Genomic DNA, 16,618 nt, shown 5'->3' on the forward strand with positions numbered 1-16,618 from the left:
TTTGGACAAGGTTAGTCATACAGTCACTCCTAATAATTTACTCTGTGCAGATATAAATAGTTGTGTTGCGAAACTGGGAGGGACAGAGTAGCCAATGATTGACCCAGCCGTAGCAGTCTCGTTGGGAAACTCATACCAACCGGGAAACCCTTGCAAGATTGCAGCCCCTTCAATAGACAAAGACTTAACCGTACCATCCGGCAACCAGATATCAGCGAACTTACTACGGTTGCAACCTTTGTGATCTGTGAAATGCGACCGCAATATCGTATTGCAGGGTAAATGTGCAGGCTTGTATTTCACATCTTTACGCCCTCCGACTCGTTCGATCAGCAGTGGTGTGGGAATGCCCGTCGCCAGAAATTGTTCTACCGCTTGCTGTTGTTTGGGGAGTAGTTGTGAATCAGACATCGTAGGGATTAGATGGGCGATCGCCTCATACCAACCTATTGGTTTTCTGTGAGCGGGTATTGCAACGCTCAAACCCCTACTTGCAACCAGAACTAACCGCCGCCGCGCCTGGGGCAACCCAAATTCAGCCATGTTGACCACGCTGTAATCGACCGAGTACCCCTCTTGTTCCAAAGCATCCAAGATGATGGCAAAGCTCTGGCTGTTCTGATAGCGCGGCACATTCTCCAGCGTAAACACCCGTGGCTGCAACTGTCGGATGGCTTCTGCTACTGCGATCGCAGCCGTCAGATCATCGTGAGTTTCCCCACCTTTACCTGCTTTAGCTGTGTGGGCTTGACTAAAGTTAGCGCACACCGGGGAGGCGTGCAGGTAATCGGGGCGGCGGGGAAAACCTAGAAATCCTAACCGTGCTACTTCTTGAACTGTTAGCTGGATGACTTTGCAGCCATATTCCCTGAAATTGCGGTGATGGGTTTTGGCGATCGCCCTGCTTAAGTCTGGTTTGCTTGGGTCAAACTCTACTGCAATGACTGGGCGAATACCAGCTTGAACCATCCCAGCTTCAATCCCACCGCCACCAGCGAAAAGTATTACAGCGATCGGTGCATCATCTGGAAGAACTGGTTTTAATTTTGTGTTATCAAAATTTTTGCAGACATCTGATTTTGGTGATGGCTTTTTGGTTTTCGCTTTTTTGATAAAGGCGATAATATCTTCCTTAGTTGCCTCCTGCTGTTGCATTAGACGAATCATTGGAATAGCGCCAGGGGGAATTGAGCCGATACTTCGCCCTTTCCATATTCCATCAACTCGTTCTTCCCAGTTGTATCCCCATCGCCATAGAGTCGGGTTGTTTGGGTCACGCTCACCTATAACTCGTGGGTAAAAAGCTATTGAGCCATCAAGTAGCTTTTTCTTTTCGAGATACGGATAGAGGCATCCTTGGCTATGAATTTGTGAGCTTTCAAGGTCGTCCTCTAAGAATTTTTCGGGTGTTGCAGATAACTCAACTATTACTGATTTTGGCTTTGGAAGTAGCGTATGACTTCGGGCTGTTTTAGTCATGCAGCCACCTCCATGACCAAATCATCCGGTACTTCAAAAATCCCCAACCGCCCAATGTAAGGAATCGGTGTAATCTCGCGTGGATTCTCCAGCTTCCAGTGATATTGCATGGGCATTCCCCAGCCAGACGCAACTTGTGAAAATTGGCAGTCAACTATTGTGACAATGCCAATAACTTGACCGCGACGTAGAGAGATTAATTCTGGGATTACTATCCCCATCCCTTGGCAAAATTCTCTCGCTGACTGGTACTCTTTTTTGGTGCAGGTTTTTGCAGCGTGAATCAGAATGTCGCCGCGATAATGAATGGGCCAGCCTCGGTTTTCAATATCCTTTAGAGCAAAAATAATTGCCCATGCCCAAGGCTGACGAACAGATAGCGCTTTCATCGGTTTTAAAACTCCAGCAATTGAATGTATGCGTCTAATGCCGCGATCGCTGGATGTGGATGTGGCTGTGAACGCAGTCCGTTGCAGATTGTGGCGATAGTCCCAAGTTCTGTAAAGCTGAAGCTGATACTGGACTGTCGAGCCGCGCAGTGCTGAATAATCGTCAGTAACACAAAATTCAACAATTGAATTGTAAGATCACGTCGATTGGCTAAATGTGTTTCTAAGTTCTCAGTAATAATTTGGCGACTAGCAGTAAGAGAATTGCACTTTTCAACATCTGGTAAAATTCGGAGCTTGAACTTGTAATCGCGCTCAGTAGATAAACATTCATCAGGGGCAAGAGTTGCCCATTTATGGAAGAGTTGTTGGATAGTTGTACTCATAAAGTCTGTAATTGTGAGTTTCTGCGAGAATAGAAAGAAGAAGGAGGGATTATGACAAACGCTTTTCCACCGGAAGATATCAGTGCAAGGTTTGATAATATTGATACTCGTCTAGAAGAGATAGGTGACGAACTGGATTTGTTAAGGACAGTACAAAATGCTAACAGGCGGGAAACAAGGGGTAACTCCCAAACCATTGCTAGGTTAGAGCGTACCATTAGGGAATTGGCTGACATTGCGCGTCTCCATCAGGAAGGATTACGTGCTGCTCAAAGAGATGCTGAACGCGATCGCCAAGCCATAAGGGAAAATGAAATTCAAGCTGACCGCGATCGAGAAGTTTTGCTTGCTTCCTTGCTTCAAGCAGAGCGCGACCGTCAAGCTTTTCAAGAAGAAATCCGCAGAATTTGGGAGTATCTGCGTGACCGGAATGGTGGCAGTAGTACGCCGAATTAATTAACTTCATATCGCTTACCTCGCCAAGTTCAAAAATTTCGAGGTCGATAAATCGCACAACATGGTCGCAGTGCCGAGCTTACCGTAAAGGCGGTTTTTCTCAACAATCAACTCAATAGTGCGATCGCTTGGGTCTTTTGTATAAACAGCATCGCGGTAAAGCATGATTAACTGGTCACAAACCTCAAAGATTTCGCCAGAATTACGTAACAGATGACGATTGGGGCGTTTATCAGCCGTTGTTTGATTGCCCCGATTAATTTGACAGCCCAAGAAAACAGGGATTTTGTGAGACTTGGCAATATCCCGAATCTGGCGGGTAATCTTGCCGACTTCAAAAGCCATATTTCCACCGGACTCCAGAGGAATCTGCTGCAAGTAATCAATAAACACAGCACCAATAGAACCACCAAATTCGGCAATGGCACGGCGCACAGCAGAAGCAATCATTGTGGTTGTAGGGGAGGAATGCTCGTAAACCTTCCAAGGCAACTCCACCATCTGTCCTATGCCTTGTGCTATTTGCTCCCAGTAGCATTGAGTATTGGTTTGAATCATAGAAGCGTCTACGCCAGTGATTCGGGCCAGCATTCGGGCATTGAGTTGATTCTTATCCATTTCTGGAGTAACGTACAGAACTGGCTTTCCAAGTTTGGTCATGATTTCGTAAGCATAAGAAATCATGAAGTGAGTTTTCCCCATGTGGGATTCAGCAGCTACAACTACCAAGCTACTGGGATAAATGCCACCAGTGATATTTTCCAAGTCGTACCAACCAACTTTGTCGCCTGCCATACTTCCCATCTCCAATTTTTGAAAAAGTTCAATGCCCATGTCTTGTGCTGAGAAAACCTTGCAACGTTCATCGCTTTGATTTTGGGTTACAGTGAAAACTTTCGCCTCAGCAAGCGATAGAACAAGTGGCAGTTCAGTTTGCGTCTCGTAACCGAGTTGGACAATTTCCGATCCCACTTTGATTAACTGTCGCCGTCGATATTTCTCCATCACCAAATCAGCTAAAGCGTCGATGTTGACGGCTGATACAGTGCGATCTACCAGAGTCGCTAACTTATTTCTGCCACCAATGCGGTTTAGCAAATTGTGGTCAGCCAACCAAGCGGTCACGCTTAGTAAATCTGTGGGTTGGTATGTAGCATGAAGTTGGACTGCGGCTTGATAGATATCTTTGTGGGCGCTGATGTAAAAAGCCTCAATGCTCAAGCGATCGCTGACTCTAGTCATCGCTTCTGGGTCAAGCATAATCCCGCCCAAAATCGCAACTTCCGCCTCGATGTTTTGTGGAGGCAGACCTGAAACTGGATAGTTAGAGCCAAAAGGAACTACGTTGTCTTGATTAGAGTGCATAATTATGCCCTTAGTGCTAATTTTAACTGCGCTTCAACTTCTCGCAAATTCGTGGAAGAGGGTCTGGTGTTGCTCGGAACTTTTGGCTCATTTGCTTTGGCTTGAAGTTTCGCTTTTAGCTCCAGCATTTGTGGGCTGTGTTGATATTCATTGGATGGAACCCGAATGGATTGCTCTTGCTGACGGCGCATTCGGTCTTGTGCTAAAGCATCTTCGAGCGTGATGCTAGTGGTGTTACCTGGTCTTTTTGCCGTAACAGTATGCAGTTGGGGTAGGGGCTGTTTTTCTGTTTGCAATGCTTGGTTATAGCGCTGCATCAGGTTCGTCCATCCCCCTTTGGTTTTCTCCCAGGTGTTCATGACTGCAACAGCATGAGTAATTTCCTGTTGTGCCGAGAGTTTGGACTTAGTGGCTAATTCTTTTGCCAGGAAATCCACGACTATGGGGTTGAAGTTCTGGTACAAGTTATTTAGCTTTCGCTCTCCACTGCGCCAAGGTAAAACCCAGCGATTCCACTTGATTGAGTCTCTGACAATCAGGGGCACACAATCATCACTCATAGCAGTCGGGTCTGTTAGCCACGCATCAATCAGTTCTTTCACGTTCTTTGCTGTCTTGTAGGGACAGGTTAGTTGCGGCTTATTCGCTTGTTCGCATTTCTCGAACGACCCCCCCGCAATAGTTGACCTACAAGAGGGGTTATCGGTTTGTTGCGAAGACTCGCAATTTTTTAACAACGAAGTGGGTTGTTGTGGGGTTGGTTCTTCTGGGGTTGGTTTTTCTAAACTTGGTTCTTCAAGTTCAATTTCTTTCGTTGTTAAATCAAGTTCTTCTTTTTCACACACACATTCTTGGGTGGGGGGCGCGGGTGGCGAAGCCAGGGGCGCATTGTGTGTAATCTCTGAAGTAATCTTTGAAGTATTCTTTGTATATATAGATAGATTGTCCGAAGAAGGCATTACAGTATGTCCAAGGAAGGCATTATAGCCTGTACTATCGGGGCATTCTGTACTGGATGATTGAGGCAATATATATTGCTCTATTTGGTCATTACATATTGCACTATTGGTGCTGTTTATATTGTCCGAATTGGGCATTATGCTGGGTTTTTGATCAGCGTCATCCTGAGATTTTTTTGCTCTACGAGTCCAAGATGAAGTAATTTTCGCAATTGGTAGCTCAAGATTGTTCATAAAAGCTGACCAACGTTGATTTAAAGCATCTTTATCCAACCAAAACTCTAAGCGTCTGGGACATCCGGTATATTTTTCTTGGAGTAATCCTCTGGCTTTAAGAAATTTTCGGGCTGTTTCTTGTTGTTTTCGAGTCAGTCCAGTTTCTTTCTCAATCTCTGCTTGAGTTTTATAAATCCAACCTTCAGGATTTTTTTGTTTACCTAGCCAGTAATACATTTGGCATAAAAACAAATTTGGTAAAACGCCACCCGTGACTTCAACTAGTTTTGGGTAATAAGCAACAGAATTACCAAGGTCTATCAAACAATCGGTTAACTTCATGAGATCCCCCTACTGATGTTTTGGGATGTAATACATTCAAGACTTTTTCAATCTGACTAATAGAATTCGATATTTGGAAGATACGATAATGTTTTATAGACAGAACGAATTACCTTTTACCCCCAACGTGCGGTCGAAAAGTTAGATTAATCCGTGTACTAACGACCTTATTGGTCTTCGGAACTTGATGCAGATGAGTACTCTGACAGCCTGGAAGCATCACCAGCAGACTCCCATGCTCCAGCCAAAAGTCAGTCGGCTTACCCCCGATGGGCTTGATTTGGAATTTCCTCACCGAACCCAGGCTGATGGATGCGATCGCTGGGTTAAATCCCATCGAAGCCTCGCTATCGTTATGCCAGCCGATACTGTCTTGTCCGCTCCTATATTGATTGCCAATGACAATGCGGAAGCTGTAGTCAGTAGCATCTGTAATTTTGTCACGCAGTTGGGCCAGCGATGAAGTCCAAGGTAATGGTTTGAGCAGTACACTCTTGGAGTAGAGGTAATCACACCCTTCGTCACCATAAATGCACTCCAGACGCGGAACGGGCATAGTTTTACCCAACATCCTGATTTGGTTTTGCTGCCATTGCAGTTCTTGGCAATGTTGGTAGAGTTCGTCGGCTTCTTCCTTTTTCAGAAATTCTGGATAATAGTTGACTGGTAAAGTAGGAGCAGATTCGGGAAATAAAGTTAGTTGTTGCATAATTCTCCTTTGGCAATCGCCCGAACAATTTTTTCTGCCCGTTCTTGTGAAATAGCCTGTTCTGGATTTTTGTAAAACCCAGCGATCGCCGACTTGGGACGAATAATAATTTGCTGCCCTATTGCGCGTTTGTCCCATACAAAGCACGAGATGGTAACGTTATCGGTAGCCCAACGAGTACCCCGTTTGTCTTTCCGAAAGCAGAAGCGCGGCATGATGATTACAAGTGACGGCGGGTGTTCTTGAAGGAATTCAGCCCGGTCATCGCAAGGTTCGAGAAAGCTGGTTAACAAGAATGCAGCGACACCCACACGCGCTTTCTGGTAAGCATTCTTGATAATTGGTGCAGCAAACTCCGCATAAGGTGGGTTAGTGCAGATCCACTCACACTCTGGGAAAGAGTCCCATGATTGAGATAGTGTTGCATCGTAGTGGTAATCAGCCGCTTTGTTGGGGTCGGTAGAGTCGATGCCCGGTATTATCCGGGGCACCTCTCTGTTAAATCTGGGCGTGCGACTTTCATCGCACCCAGCTTCCGATGTTCTTAGCTTGCGCCTTTGCTCATGTGCTTGTAATCGTGACAACTCTCGTGAATTGCTTCCAGATTATTTCTTTTCCAGTTGGCATGATTTTCATCGATGTGATGCAGGTGAACCCGTTCTTCATCGATGAACTTTAAACCACACGAAGCACATCTATGGTTTTGCTTCTTAAGAGCAATAGAGGTTTCGCCGAAATATAGTTTACTGTTACGTTCGCTCCAGTACACTGTATCACCGTCATAGGGGGATTTTGTTCCTGCAACCATGACGTGTTTATTTTCGGAGAAAGGAACCTTTGGAAATGCCTTTTCTATTAGCTCCCGGCATGAGTGACGGTTTTGTTTGGTTTCCTCGTTGAATACCTTATATGCTCTGTGACTTATGAACCAAAGTGAGAACTTTGACCCGTCCATCTTGCAGAACTTATGGTAGTTTCTCCAACCTCTAACTACAGGGGCTAATTTCTCAGCCTTTGTGGTAGCACCATAATTCGAGTTGTTGACGATGTGTTTTACTTTCTTACGAAAAGCTTTGAAGTTGTCCACTGAGGGAGTACTTCTGAACTTTCCATTGCTCTGCACTTTGAAGTGCCAGCCGAGGAAATCAAACCCATCTGTCGTGGCGGTAACTTTGGTTTTCTTTTGGCTTACATTCATTCCGCGTTTGCGGAGGAACTCGCTGATTCTTTCAAGTATCTCTGTCGCATCATCTTTGGGTCGGAGTATAATAACCATGTCGTCCGCATATCGGACTGATGGCTCTATCCATCCGTTTGTGTATTTGTATCTATGGATACCCTCAATCCCATTGAGCGCGATATTAGCTAGTAATGGGCTGACCACTCCCCCTTGGGGCGTTCCTTGTTCGGGGAATTCTGGGTTAACTCCAGCCTTGAGGCATCGGTATATTCCGAGTTTTAAGCCAAAAGGGGCAATGAGTTCGTCCATTATTGCTGAGTGGTTAATCCTGTCGAAGCACTTCTCAATATCGAGTTCAATTACTCGTTTCTCTATTCCATTGCAGGAAGAGCGTAGGTTGTTGTAGATGTACCGTTGTGCATCGTGGGCAGAGCGCCCAGTTCTGAACCCGTAACTCCTGGCGTGGAAGGTTGCTTCGTGTGCTGGCTCTAGTGCATATTTTGCAAGGCATTGCCAAGCTCTATCCGCGATGGTTGGTATTTTAAGCATTCTGGTAGTCCCGTCCTTTTTGGGGATAGGGATTTCTCGCAAACCTTGATGTTTCCAATTTCCGCTGTTTGCTCTTAGCCATTCTTCCAGGTGGAAGCGTTCGCTAGAAGTGAGGGATTTTTTACCATCAATACCAGCCGTCTTTTTACCAGCATTTAGCTGAGATACAAGTCTAATTGCAAGAAATCGAGCCGAGGTGGATTTCATAATAAGCTTTTGGAGTGACCTAGCTTTCCGCTTGTCTCCAACAAGAACCGCTTTATACACCCGCTTTTGAAGGCGGAAAAGGTTGCGGCGGAATTTCTTCCACGGTAGAGCTTTCCAAGATTCACTAGTTTTGTAACTGTGTCTAATCATTTTCTCTTCTCTAGTTAGTGTATTCTGAACACCTCAGACCAATTACGGTCTGTCCTACCCGAACTGTGGGGATTCCTCCGCTCGTCTGGGCTACTTGGGGAACGAAAAGCCCCTAGACCCACAGCTCGTTTTTATTCGTTCCCTCGGTGAGATTGATTGTTCCCTTAGATGTTGCCAGTTCGACTACTGGATTCCCCTGACTCTTGCCGTTAGTGATATCCTTTACGGCGGGAATTAACTCCAGTGGAATCAGGGGTTTTTGTGTTGCGCCCTGTTCACTAATAAGTCGCTTTTCTAGGCTCTGTTTCATCGTAGGAACTCCCTGTTAGCGCCAGTGTCAACCCGCAACGGTCGTCTGATTGCGCCCTGTTCCCAGCTTCACTCTACAAGAACCGAGCTTGTTCGGTGTGGGCAGATAAGGAGTCAATTCTGAGTCTGAATGGTAGGGCTTTCACCTACATCAAACCGAGAGTTCAGCCTTTGATGACAGTAATCTGCTGTCAGGCTGGCTTAGTTATTTACGGACTGATTACCGTGATTTACTAAGCAACGAATCGCACAATATCGTTTGTCCACATTTGCTTGGTGTGTGGCCACGCCTGAAGTAATGATGCGATCGCGCCGTGTCCCACACAAGGCTCACCAATGACACCAGATAACGGAACATGGCGTAGTAATTCAGTTGTGAACCACGATGGAGACTCGTAAAAGTTTAGAGGATGTCGGGTGACAGTTTCGATGACGGTGATTTCTGGTGCTAATAATGGTACAACAGTCATACTTCATCCTCACTAAATTCAATGTGGCTTAAAGTCTGAAGTTCAACAGCTAATCCGCTTAAGAAATTTTGGAGTTCGACTGTTGCCAAATCAATGGATATCTCTTTTTCTGACGTATAAATAAGTTGCTTGTGATGCCCAAAGTAAACTTCTGTACGAGTTAAGTTTTGCTCTGTATCAGTTAACAGAGTCAAAGTAAATCTTCCAAGTTTACAAAAGTAATAGGGACGCTTTGAACTCCAAGGCTTTCCAGGTTGCCAAGTAATTTGGAGTTTTTTACCAATGTGAACGCTAATAGATTCAAAATCAACGTGGAAAATATTCAGTAAAGGAAGCATTTCGCCACTGTTGTAATTGTCTACAACGTGCTGTCTAATACCTGATTCTGCTAAACCTTCAGGAATATTAATGTGAGCTTCAGATGAGATTTTCTCAACTACTGTGACTATGGCTTTCATACTTTTTATCTCCAAGGCGTAAAATTATTCCATTGAAACCAGCTTGAGCCAGAATCAGAGTATGCAGTGGTGCGGTGGATTGCTTCAGGATTACCCCAGCAGCAGCAAGCATTAATAGCAAACATGGGTTTGTCCTGGAATGTTCCATCTGGTAAAAGAATCTGGTAAACCTCATCTTCTGCCCAAAGTTCTAGCCATTCCCGGCAGATGTATTCGGTGTAAAACTGAATCCACCGAGATGAGAACCAGCGCGATTCTGTTTCACGGTCATAACGCCACAGCTTGAAGGCGAGGTTCCAATGTACAAGGAAGTCGAGCGCCACCGGCTTGGACTGCACAAGAATCTCTTTATCGCCAGGAACGAGCCTTAACTCCTCACACAGCCGGGGAAGCTCCACAGCCATGCCACCGTACTCGACGGTGTACCATTCGATTCCGCTAATACCCTGGCTTACTTGTTCTACCCAAATTGCCTGTCTTTTATCGGCTGTCTCTTTTGACTTAGCCAGAAGCATATCGAAACGCAATACTGTTTCTACTGGTGAGAGTCCATTTTTAACTGCGTGGTTTTGTCGGGCAAGGTCACAGGCTGACTCCCAACCGTTTGCGTTAATTTGGTCTATCTGTTTAGCGATCGCACTTGCTCTTGGATCGTGGAATCGTGTCATTTCTCTACCTCAAAATCTGGAATGAATTGGGGTGCGATTGTTTTGTGTAAGTTAATCACAACTAAGATGGTTTCAAGCGAGGATGTATTCAAGCCACCATCAAAAACTGTTTGTCTGCCGGAGTAAGTTCCATGCAGCATAAAGTATGAAAGGTATCGTCTCCCTTGCTCATTTCCCAATTTGTGGACAGCATTGCTAATTAAATCGACTGCACACAGATCCAAAATTGTTTGGTGCTGCCAATCTAGAGACTCAACACCTAACCATTCGGCTACAGTTGACGAGAGAAAGTAACCGTATCCTTGGTAAAATTTGTAGGCAAGACTGATTTCTTTACCGATTTCGTCAATTTGTTCTTCCACTGTTTCACCTCAGTTGCGTTCATAAAACAATTGTGTAATGGTTGGCAACCACCGTAGCTGAAAGACAGTCTGATTTGAACCTTTGGCGATCGCTGCTACCATCCGCCCCCATTGCTTACCTGAGTCAGTCGGACGATATGGGATTTTCTTGTCTTCAGTTCTGTATTGCAAGCCAGCATGAACCAACCAGTTATTCACTGCCACCGCACTCATTCCAACTTTCTCGCCAATATCTGTAGGCTTGAGGTATGCGTCATCACTGACGTTGGTAATTGCGATGGCTGACTTGAGTTCATCGGCTGCTGGTTTAAGTGCGGGATTAACTCTGGTGGCGGCGTTAACAGCTAACTGGGCGGTGAGGGATTTTTCTAACCCAGCGAATTCACCCACCAGCAGGGCTAACTGTGCAGCTTCATGGGATGGGACTAATGCTTTTGGTGGTTCTTGCTCTTGTACTGGCTCGACTTGGCTTGTGAGCATTACTTTCATTAAGGTTCTGTTGGCCCAAATGCGGAACTCTACAGATACCCACCGAGCTAAATCAATGGCGATTTCTGGATGAATCCAAGTGCCTTGAGAGTTAGCGCGTCCAGAAATTTCGATTACAAGTGACGATATGGGGATTCCCATATCGTGGCTAAGAGCCTGCAAATACTCGGTTGTAGACTTTAGCCTGATGTAATCAGCCAATAATTTCTTATTAGCTTTTGCCATCTGGGTTGCATTCACATAGCCCTTTGGGATACTGTATTTACCTATTTCTCCATCTTGGGGCATTTGCTGAATTTCTGAGTCGCGCCATGAGTGTGTCAACATAGTTTATTACCAGAAGTGTTGAACAAAATAGTTAATTAATTCAGGCATTCACGCGCACCAAACTTTTTTCACCAACCAGCGAGAAGCGATTAAGTATGGTTGGTGTTTCAGCCAATGTTGGTGATACCAATTCGACAAGATAAAACCAAAACTTATCCACAAGTACAACCCCCAGAATCAGCCGTTGTTTTGTGTCATCCCCATAAGAACAAAGGATTACTTTCTGACCTAAAACGAAAGCAGGTTTTTGTACCGTGAGAGCTTCTAATTGACCAGTCCCAATGATTTGATGTTCTGTAGCGTGAACAATTTCATCACCACAAATGATTGTATAAAGCCAACACTCATGTTTCCATTGCACACCAGAGCAATAACCAAATGTTCTTGTAGTTTTCAGGTAAACTCTCTCCAGTAAATTTACCTCAACAGGTGGAATTATTTGACCCCAAGGTGGGGAGATATACCAACTGGTTTTAAGTGCATTAACGTAGTCAATCATGCTTTTTCCTCTTCGATTAAGAGCTAAAAATCCTCGGCAATCTCCAACAAAAAGCCGCGTCCCGTGTTCTGTACTTGCACCAATTCTCTATCCAGCAGAGTTTGAATTACTGAATCAGAGAATTGCAACTGAAGCCGATGCAGAGGTACGCAACCACCACAAAGCTGAATCGAACGCAGCAAATGATTTGCTCTGCGTTCAAAGCTGGGGTCAACCGTCTTAGGCATTTGTAAAACCTCCAGTTAATACGGCTAACTGTTGTTGCAGAATAGAGATTTGCTGTTGATAAAACTCAATCTCTGCGGTAATTTCTGAGAATAATTCTTCTGGTGTGAGTGCTTGGATTTGATCCTCTTGCAAGTAAGATATTTCATCAGAATTTTTATTAGGCATCAGCGCATAACGCCAGCCATCATCAAATTGTTCAGCCAACTCTGTACCAGATGGGTAGTAGTAAAGTCCCAAGATGATGCCCTGTTGTGTACGCTGTTCCAAGTTAAAGCGAGGGTAAGACCAGTGTTGAGGGATCGAAATTGTGGGTTGCATAGATGAATAGGTGAATGAAGGGAAAATGAAAGAAGAATTCAGGGGTCAGAATTCAGAAGTCAGAATTTTGATAAGAGGAAGAAGAGGAGGAAGAAAAGCAGATTTTATTAACTTCTCCACCCTGCTCTTTATTTATTTACTGACTCCTGACTCCTGGATTCTGACTTCTGAATTACGCTGTAACTAACTCCGTTCTCTCCAGCAGGCGTTGCAATTTATCGCCAGTTAGCTGTTCTAACGGCTGATCTAAAAAATATTCCTCAAAAATGGATTTACCATCAGTAGACACGTCCACCATCGACAATGAGCGCACAGCATCAAACACAGAGTTAGAATACTGCTGCTGACGTGAATAACGCCTCTTCACCCACCAGTTCCTGTCAGTGCATCCGACTTGTCCCAGTTTCACGCCGTTGTTGTTGTAAATGCCATCATCAAGAATTTCAAACCCGTACTTCTCGCACTCGTTGAAGATATGCGCCATGATTAGGTTTTCGGTTGTGGGGGGTGTTTCTACTTGGGCGGGTTCGTTTAGTGTGCTGTCTTGGTGATGCCATTGAATGAAGCGATAGCATCTTGCATAAGTGTTAGCGCGGAATTTCTCTTTGCCTTGTACCAAGACTACCCAAGGCTGTGTTAGGTCATCGTCGTGGCTAATGCTGGCTATCAGTTCCTCGCCGCAGTAAATTTCATGATCGTAAAAAGAGATTTCGACTATTCTGAGGGGTTCGGGAGCTACGGCTTGAGCTTGATCAGCGATGTAACTGTCGAGTTCGGCTTGGGCGAGGGCCTGTTCGTCGGGGGCAGCGAGGGTGACTGTCTGAATCTTGGTGGCTTGATAATTAACAATGGCGGAAATCCAGGCATCCTTGCAGCGTTTGTCACTTACTTCGACTGTGCAGGCGATTTCGCTGTAGATTTGCTTGAGCCGCGCAATGGATTTCAGTTGCAGCTGTTGTTGGCTGTAGATGTTATGAGTCATAATTAGTAAGTTCCTAAAAGAACGGAAAGCGCTTCTGATTGGTAGTCCGGGGCGCTTTCTTTATACCTATTAATGTAAACTGTCTGCATACACTTGTCAAGCGTCTGTAGACAAATTACAATAAGATTAGTTTTGGAGAACTTATCTATGAATTCAGTGCAAGTAAAGCGAGTAGTTGAAACCGTCCTAGACTTTCCAGGACTGGGGCAAAAAATAAGACAGGCAAGGGAGCGTGATGAAAGGACTTTGACTGATATCTGTCGTGAGTCTAAGTTAAGCCGCTCTTACTGGTATCAGTTGGAAAACGAAGATTTAAGAGCGCCTGCGACAGAGGATGTAATTCGCAGAATTGAGCAAGTTTTAAATATAGACTTAGGTGTAAAGTTTGATGGTTAACCCTCAGAATATTAATTCTCTTGCCCTATCTTCTAATTCTCCAAAGAAACGATGTCTAACGATGTCTGCGGTGGGCTATGCGTAAGCAGTTATTAACTACTCCCAAAATTTACTTTGCAATTGACTTTGAAAAAATATTGTTGAACTAGGGAAGGTGGAATAATGGCTAAACCACCTTCTAATCGTAAAAAATCTACCTCTGCTCCATTCAGTGACAGTACATCACCAGATAATCTTACTCAACAAGAAGATCCAGCTTCAGCAACAATTACAGTTACTGCGGTTGAAGTTCCAGAATTAACCGAGCACGAAATTAGCGATCGCTTGCATTTAGAACGCAAGGTGGAACGTGCATTTTTTGAGGCAGGCAAGGCATTGGCTCAGTTGCGCGATCGCAGGTTATATAGATCCACTCATCGCACATTTGAGGAGTATTGTAGTGATAGATTTGGATACACCCATCGCCGAGTCAATTATCTAATAGCTGGTTCTGTAGTATTTGACAACATAGTGACGGGAACAAATTGTTCCCAAAATGGAGAAGTGGGTGAAACGGGAACAAATTGTTCCCAAAATGGAGAAGCGGATGAAACGGGAACAAATTGCTCCCAAAATGGAGAAGTGGATGAAACGGGAACAAATTGTTCCCAAAACGAGGAAGTAGACAAAACTCGACCTAACCCCTCACGAATCCTGCCAACTAACGAAGGACAAGTGCGCCCTCTGGCAAAGCTAGAACCCCAGCAGCAGGTTAAAGTTTGGCAACGGGCAGTACAGGAGGCTGGTGGTAAAGTTCCCAGTGCGAGGATCGTCACTGATGTAGTGCAGAAAATTATGGAACGTACCAGAATACCCAACACCTACCAAATTGGCGAAGTCTGCCAAATTCTTGCCAAAGACAATCCAGAACTCAGAGGCAAGGGTGGCTGCTGGGGCATAGTCAACCATGTGGGCCAATTCAGTTGCACTGTCAGAACCTGGGATGGGGAGTATACGGTTGGGTTGCAGCACCTAAAGTCTTACAATTACCTGCCTGCCGAGTGTCAGCAGATGCAGGTAATTTGCGATCGCATCGGTCGAGTGTATTCGAGTGGACTGGAGGAATCGGTGCAGAAGTTTTTGGAATCGTTGGGAAAGCTGAATCGGGCTTATTTGACTGGGTTGGAAGAGAAAGTACTGAGTTTGTTGGAGTCTGAGTTTGGGTATGAGATGTAGCTTTCAAAGCTGTAGTAATTTTGCAAAAGAATACAACATTAAAATAGCAACTTAGGAATAGGATCTTCATCAATAGCACAAATACCTGGATGCTGTTCTTGTATGTAGGGCTTCTTATTCAGTAATACTTCTAGCTGTTCACTGGTAAGACAGAGAAGCTCTACACCACTGATAACTTTCAACTGCGAACCACATTCCAAAGGAAATAATTGCCAGCCAATTTCTGAATTTCGCGCTAATTCCAATCTTTCAGTAAATGACATGGCTTTTACGTCTTGCCTCATTGCTTCATAGTCATTTAATGGGATTGAAGTCCAAACTCCAAAACGTTTCTCTTCCATGACTCTGTACATACTAGGGTTGTGCATGATGCGTTCTTCAAACCAAGGAATCAGCCTTGTTTCGATACCATTGCACCTAGTTAACCAACGAGCGCCATTTCTAAGTCGGTCGTACTCAATCCATCTAAATAAACTGTTTAACTAAAGAAGCCCAAACACGCTTCCCGATTGGTCGAGGTCGTTTAATTTTTTTATCTTCATCGGATGGGCTAACAATTTGCTGGGGTGTGCGAACACAGGACTTGATTGTATAAACCGAAGCCACTGTTGCCATTCGTTTAGCATTACGTTTTTCGCCCTTAGTTAAGCGTTTATTCAATTTCTTGCTCGTTTCCCTAGCACGCTTTTGGGTGTCGGCACGTAAGTCTTCTGTACGCACAACAACACCCTTTCCATCCGCACTAATAACTACTATTTCACCCATTTCCTCCAATTCTCTTGATTTAGCTTGTTGGTCGTGATAGAAATCATCAAAATCACAAGCGCTATGGTAAGCCAATTCTTCTGCTTGTCGCTTACCTATTTTTGCTGCCGTTGTTTGTTCGATGATTCCCACTGTTTCTCTAAATCCCGAACGAGCTACTTCCACCGCTACTCGTTGCCTGAGTCCGTGAGAATATTGTTCTACTGGTAGGTTTAGCTCGGCATCTAGGGGTGAAAGCGAATTTATCTTTCTACCTCCGTAACCAATTCGATTGGCGATTACTGTACCAAATATTGTCGTTAATTTCCGCGACAACTTTTTTTTATGCGTTCTCTTGGCTTTGTCGCTACCTTCAACTAAGCCCTCTATTTCGTCTTCACTTCGCTTATCAAAATACCCTTGCAATAACCTTCTGAGCAGTTCGTACCCGTTTTCCAGCAGCTTACCCTCTATTTCCCCATGCTCTAAGCCGCAAATGCTATCTGAGTCTAGCCAACCTACTATTTTTTCAAATAGCTCTCGTGCTTCTTCCCAAAATATGCCTTGATTTAAAGTAGATCCTTGCATAGGTCTGGATATTTTCCCGGAATTTTCACTTTTTACCAGCCAATTCCATCAAGTCCCTTTTTATCTGATGATACTACTGTGGAAGGCTTGTCATATATTACTCTTCAGATAATACACCGTATTGCTAAAAGAGTCGCACCCCAATGATTTCTACAAATATTAAGACGGCTAATAGCCG

General features: G+C 44.6%; 22 protein-coding genes and 1 pseudogene. 3 read left to right on the plus strand and 20 right to left on the minus strand.

The window, feature by feature from the left end; all coding sequences use genetic code 11:
* Positions 1–15: 15 nt before the first annotated feature.
* From ACWATR_RS31965 to ACWATR_RS31975, 3 genes are read right to left on the minus strand one after another with little or no spacing between them, the layout of a single operon-like run.
* On the minus strand, positions 16–1,479 hold the full coding sequence (locus ACWATR_RS31965) for a DNA cytosine methyltransferase (protein ID WP_460341830.1): 1,464 nt from the start codon (positions 1,477–1,479) through the stop codon (positions 16–18).
* Positions 1,476–1,868 carry an ASCH domain-containing protein gene (locus tag ACWATR_RS31970; RefSeq protein WP_460341833.1) on the minus strand — a complete coding sequence of 131 codons (393 nt, stop codon included), beginning with the start codon at positions 1,866–1,868 and terminating at the stop codon, positions 1,476–1,478. Before ACWATR_RS31970 ends, ACWATR_RS31965 begins: the two co-directional genes overlap by 4 nt.
* 5 nt (positions 1,869–1,873) lie before the next feature.
* Positions 1,874–2,254, minus strand: a complete 381-nt coding sequence (locus ACWATR_RS31975; protein WP_460341836.1) for a hypothetical protein — start codon at positions 2,252–2,254, stop codon at positions 1,874–1,876.
* A 51-nt stretch (positions 2,255–2,305) separates the two neighbouring features.
* Here ACWATR_RS31975 and ACWATR_RS31980 point away from each other — a divergent pair, with 51 nt between their 5' ends.
* Entirely contained in the window at positions 2,306–2,710 is a 405-nt protein-coding gene (locus ACWATR_RS31980) for a hypothetical protein (RefSeq protein ID WP_460341839.1), read from the plus strand.
* Positions 2,711–2,725: 15 nt separating this feature from the next.
* On the opposite strand, the gene ACWATR_RS31985 is transcribed toward ACWATR_RS31980, so the two are convergent.
* The 15 genes from ACWATR_RS31985 to ACWATR_RS32055 form a co-directional block, all read right to left on the minus strand.
* A complete protein-coding gene (locus ACWATR_RS31985; RefSeq protein WP_460341842.1) occupies positions 2,726–4,075 on the minus strand; it encodes a replicative DNA helicase in 1,350 nt (449 codons plus the stop codon).
* 2 nt (positions 4,076–4,077) lie between these two features.
* The gene (locus tag ACWATR_RS31990) at positions 4,078–5,592 is read right to left on the minus strand and encodes a hypothetical protein (RefSeq protein ID WP_460341845.1); all 1,515 of its coding nucleotides are present in this window, start codon (positions 5,590–5,592) and stop codon (positions 4,078–4,080) included.
* 109 nt (positions 5,593–5,701) lie between these two features.
* Positions 5,702–6,301: an alpha-ketoglutarate-dependent dioxygenase AlkB family protein gene (locus ACWATR_RS31995; RefSeq protein ID WP_460341848.1), complete on the minus strand. Its 600-nt coding sequence runs from the start codon at positions 6,299–6,301 to the stop codon at positions 5,702–5,704.
* Entirely contained in the window at positions 6,289–6,885 is a 597-nt protein-coding gene (locus tag ACWATR_RS32000; protein ID WP_460341851.1) for a hypothetical protein, read from the minus strand. The genes ACWATR_RS31995 and ACWATR_RS32000 overlap by 13 nt, the downstream gene beginning before the upstream one ends.
* The gene (locus ACWATR_RS32005) at positions 6,846–8,387 is read right to left on the minus strand and encodes a group II intron reverse transcriptase/maturase (RefSeq protein ID WP_460341853.1); all 1,542 of its coding nucleotides are present in this window, start codon (positions 8,385–8,387) and stop codon (positions 6,846–6,848) included. The genes ACWATR_RS32000 and ACWATR_RS32005 overlap by 40 nt, the downstream gene beginning before the upstream one ends.
* 112 nt (positions 8,388–8,499) lie before the next feature.
* The gene (locus ACWATR_RS32010) at positions 8,500–8,697 is read right to left on the minus strand and encodes a hypothetical protein (protein WP_460341856.1); all 198 of its coding nucleotides are present in this window, start codon (positions 8,695–8,697) and stop codon (positions 8,500–8,502) included.
* A 232-nt stretch (positions 8,698–8,929) separates the two neighbouring features.
* Entirely contained in the window at positions 8,930–9,166 is a 237-nt protein-coding gene (locus ACWATR_RS32015; protein WP_460341859.1) for a hypothetical protein, read from the minus strand.
* A complete protein-coding gene (locus tag ACWATR_RS32020; RefSeq protein ID WP_460341862.1) occupies positions 9,163–9,624 on the minus strand; it encodes a hypothetical protein in 462 nt (153 codons plus the stop codon). The genes ACWATR_RS32015 and ACWATR_RS32020 overlap by 4 nt, the downstream gene beginning before the upstream one ends.
* Positions 9,625–9,629: 5 nt before the next feature.
* Positions 9,630–10,292 carry a hypothetical protein gene (locus ACWATR_RS32025; RefSeq protein WP_460341866.1) on the minus strand — a complete coding sequence of 221 codons (663 nt, stop codon included), beginning with the start codon at positions 10,290–10,292 and terminating at the stop codon, positions 9,630–9,632.
* The gene (locus ACWATR_RS32030) at positions 10,289–10,654 is read right to left on the minus strand and encodes a hypothetical protein (protein WP_460341869.1); all 366 of its coding nucleotides are present in this window, start codon (positions 10,652–10,654) and stop codon (positions 10,289–10,291) included. Before ACWATR_RS32030 ends, ACWATR_RS32025 begins: the two co-directional genes overlap by 4 nt.
* Before the next feature lie 9 nt (positions 10,655–10,663).
* Positions 10,664–11,470, minus strand: a complete 807-nt coding sequence (locus ACWATR_RS32035) for a KilA-N domain-containing protein (RefSeq protein WP_460341872.1) — start codon at positions 11,468–11,470, stop codon at positions 10,664–10,666.
* Positions 11,471–11,510: 40 nt separating this feature from the next.
* Positions 11,511–11,969: a DUF1392 domain-containing protein gene (locus tag ACWATR_RS32040; protein ID WP_460341875.1), complete on the minus strand. Its 459-nt coding sequence runs from the start codon at positions 11,967–11,969 to the stop codon at positions 11,511–11,513.
* Positions 11,970–11,992: 23 nt separating this feature from the next.
* A complete protein-coding gene (locus ACWATR_RS32045) occupies positions 11,993–12,196 on the minus strand; it encodes a hypothetical protein (protein ID WP_460341878.1) in 204 nt (67 codons plus the stop codon).
* The gene (locus ACWATR_RS32050; RefSeq protein ID WP_460341882.1) at positions 12,189–12,515 is read right to left on the minus strand and encodes a hypothetical protein; all 327 of its coding nucleotides are present in this window, start codon (positions 12,513–12,515) and stop codon (positions 12,189–12,191) included. The genes ACWATR_RS32045 and ACWATR_RS32050 overlap by 8 nt, the downstream gene beginning before the upstream one ends.
* 172 nt (positions 12,516–12,687) lie before the next feature.
* Entirely contained in the window at positions 12,688–13,497 is an 810-nt protein-coding gene (locus ACWATR_RS32055) for a hypothetical protein (protein ID WP_460341885.1), read from the minus strand.
* A 147-nt stretch (positions 13,498–13,644) separates the two neighbouring features.
* Between ACWATR_RS32055 and ACWATR_RS32060 the strand changes: the two genes are divergently transcribed.
* Entirely contained in the window at positions 13,645–13,893 is a 249-nt protein-coding gene (locus ACWATR_RS32060) for a helix-turn-helix domain-containing protein (RefSeq protein ID WP_190737052.1), read from the plus strand.
* 162 nt (positions 13,894–14,055) lie between these two features.
* Positions 14,056–15,108 (plus strand): hypothetical protein, encoded by a 1,053-nt coding sequence (locus ACWATR_RS32065; protein ID WP_460341888.1) that lies wholly within the window; start codon positions 14,056–14,058, stop codon positions 15,106–15,108.
* Between the two features lie 38 nt (positions 15,109–15,146).
* Here ACWATR_RS32065 and ACWATR_RS32070 read toward each other — a convergent pair whose 3' ends face one another.
* Both ACWATR_RS32070 and ACWATR_RS32075 read right to left on the minus strand, forming a co-directional pair.
* Entirely contained in the window at positions 15,147–15,476 is a 330-nt protein-coding gene (locus ACWATR_RS32070; RefSeq protein ID WP_460341890.1) for a hypothetical protein, read from the minus strand.
* A 106-nt stretch (positions 15,477–15,582) separates the two neighbouring features.
* Positions 15,583–16,440 (minus strand): annotated as a pseudogene (locus ACWATR_RS32075) (ISKra4 family transposase); the annotation flags it as partial.
* Between the last annotated feature and the right edge of the window lie 178 nt (positions 16,441–16,618).

The organism is Nostoc sp. UIC 10890 (genome assembly GCF_054786515.1).

Excerpts from the sequence above, each read along its gene's own strand:
- ACWATR_RS31965 (WP_460341830.1), bottom strand. The coding sequence starts at position 1,479 with ATGACTAAAACAGCCCGAAGTCATACGCTACTTCCAAAGCCAAAATCA.
- ACWATR_RS31970 (WP_460341833.1), bottom strand. The coding sequence starts at position 1,868 with ATGAAAGCGCTATCTGTTCGTCAGCCTTGGGCATGGGCAATTATTTTT.
- ACWATR_RS31975 (WP_460341836.1), bottom strand. The coding sequence starts at position 2,254 with ATGAGTACAACTATCCAACAACTCTTCCATAAATGGGCAACTCTTGCC.
- ACWATR_RS31980 (WP_460341839.1), top strand. The coding sequence starts at position 2,306 with ATGACAAACGCTTTTCCACCGGAAGATATCAGTGCAAGGTTTGATAAT.
- ACWATR_RS31985 (WP_460341842.1), bottom strand. The coding sequence starts at position 4,075 with ATGCACTCTAATCAAGACAACGTAGTTCCTTTTGGCTCTAACTATCCA.
- ACWATR_RS31990 (WP_460341845.1), bottom strand. The coding sequence starts at position 5,592 with ATGAAGTTAACCGATTGTTTGATAGACCTTGGTAATTCTGTTGCTTAT.
- ACWATR_RS31995 (WP_460341848.1), bottom strand. The coding sequence starts at position 6,301 with ATGCAACAACTAACTTTATTTCCCGAATCTGCTCCTACTTTACCAGTC.
- ACWATR_RS32005 (WP_460341853.1), bottom strand. The coding sequence starts at position 8,387 with ATGATTAGACACAGTTACAAAACTAGTGAATCTTGGAAAGCTCTACCG.
- ACWATR_RS32010 (WP_460341856.1), bottom strand. The coding sequence starts at position 8,697 with ATGAAACAGAGCCTAGAAAAGCGACTTATTAGTGAACAGGGCGCAACA.
- ACWATR_RS32015 (WP_460341859.1), bottom strand. The coding sequence starts at position 9,166 with ATGACTGTTGTACCATTATTAGCACCAGAAATCACCGTCATCGAAACT.
- ACWATR_RS32020 (WP_460341862.1), bottom strand. The coding sequence starts at position 9,624 with ATGAAAGCCATAGTCACAGTAGTTGAGAAAATCTCATCTGAAGCTCAC.
- ACWATR_RS32025 (WP_460341866.1), bottom strand. The coding sequence starts at position 10,292 with ATGACACGATTCCACGATCCAAGAGCAAGTGCGATCGCTAAACAGATA.
- ACWATR_RS32035 (WP_460341872.1), bottom strand. The coding sequence starts at position 11,470 with ATGTTGACACACTCATGGCGCGACTCAGAAATTCAGCAAATGCCCCAA.
- ACWATR_RS32040 (WP_460341875.1), bottom strand. The coding sequence starts at position 11,969 with ATGATTGACTACGTTAATGCACTTAAAACCAGTTGGTATATCTCCCCA.
- ACWATR_RS32045 (WP_460341878.1), bottom strand. The coding sequence starts at position 12,196 with ATGCCTAAGACGGTTGACCCCAGCTTTGAACGCAGAGCAAATCATTTG.
- ACWATR_RS32050 (WP_460341882.1), bottom strand. The coding sequence starts at position 12,515 with ATGCAACCCACAATTTCGATCCCTCAACACTGGTCTTACCCTCGCTTT.
- ACWATR_RS32055 (WP_460341885.1), bottom strand. The coding sequence starts at position 13,497 with ATGACTCATAACATCTACAGCCAACAACAGCTGCAACTGAAATCCATT.
- ACWATR_RS32060 (WP_190737052.1), top strand. The coding sequence starts at position 13,645 with ATGAATTCAGTGCAAGTAAAGCGAGTAGTTGAAACCGTCCTAGACTTT.
- ACWATR_RS32065 (WP_460341888.1), top strand. The coding sequence starts at position 14,056 with ATGGCTAAACCACCTTCTAATCGTAAAAAATCTACCTCTGCTCCATTC.
- ACWATR_RS32070 (WP_460341890.1), bottom strand. The coding sequence starts at position 15,476 with ATGCACAACCCTAGTATGTACAGAGTCATGGAAGAGAAACGTTTTGGA.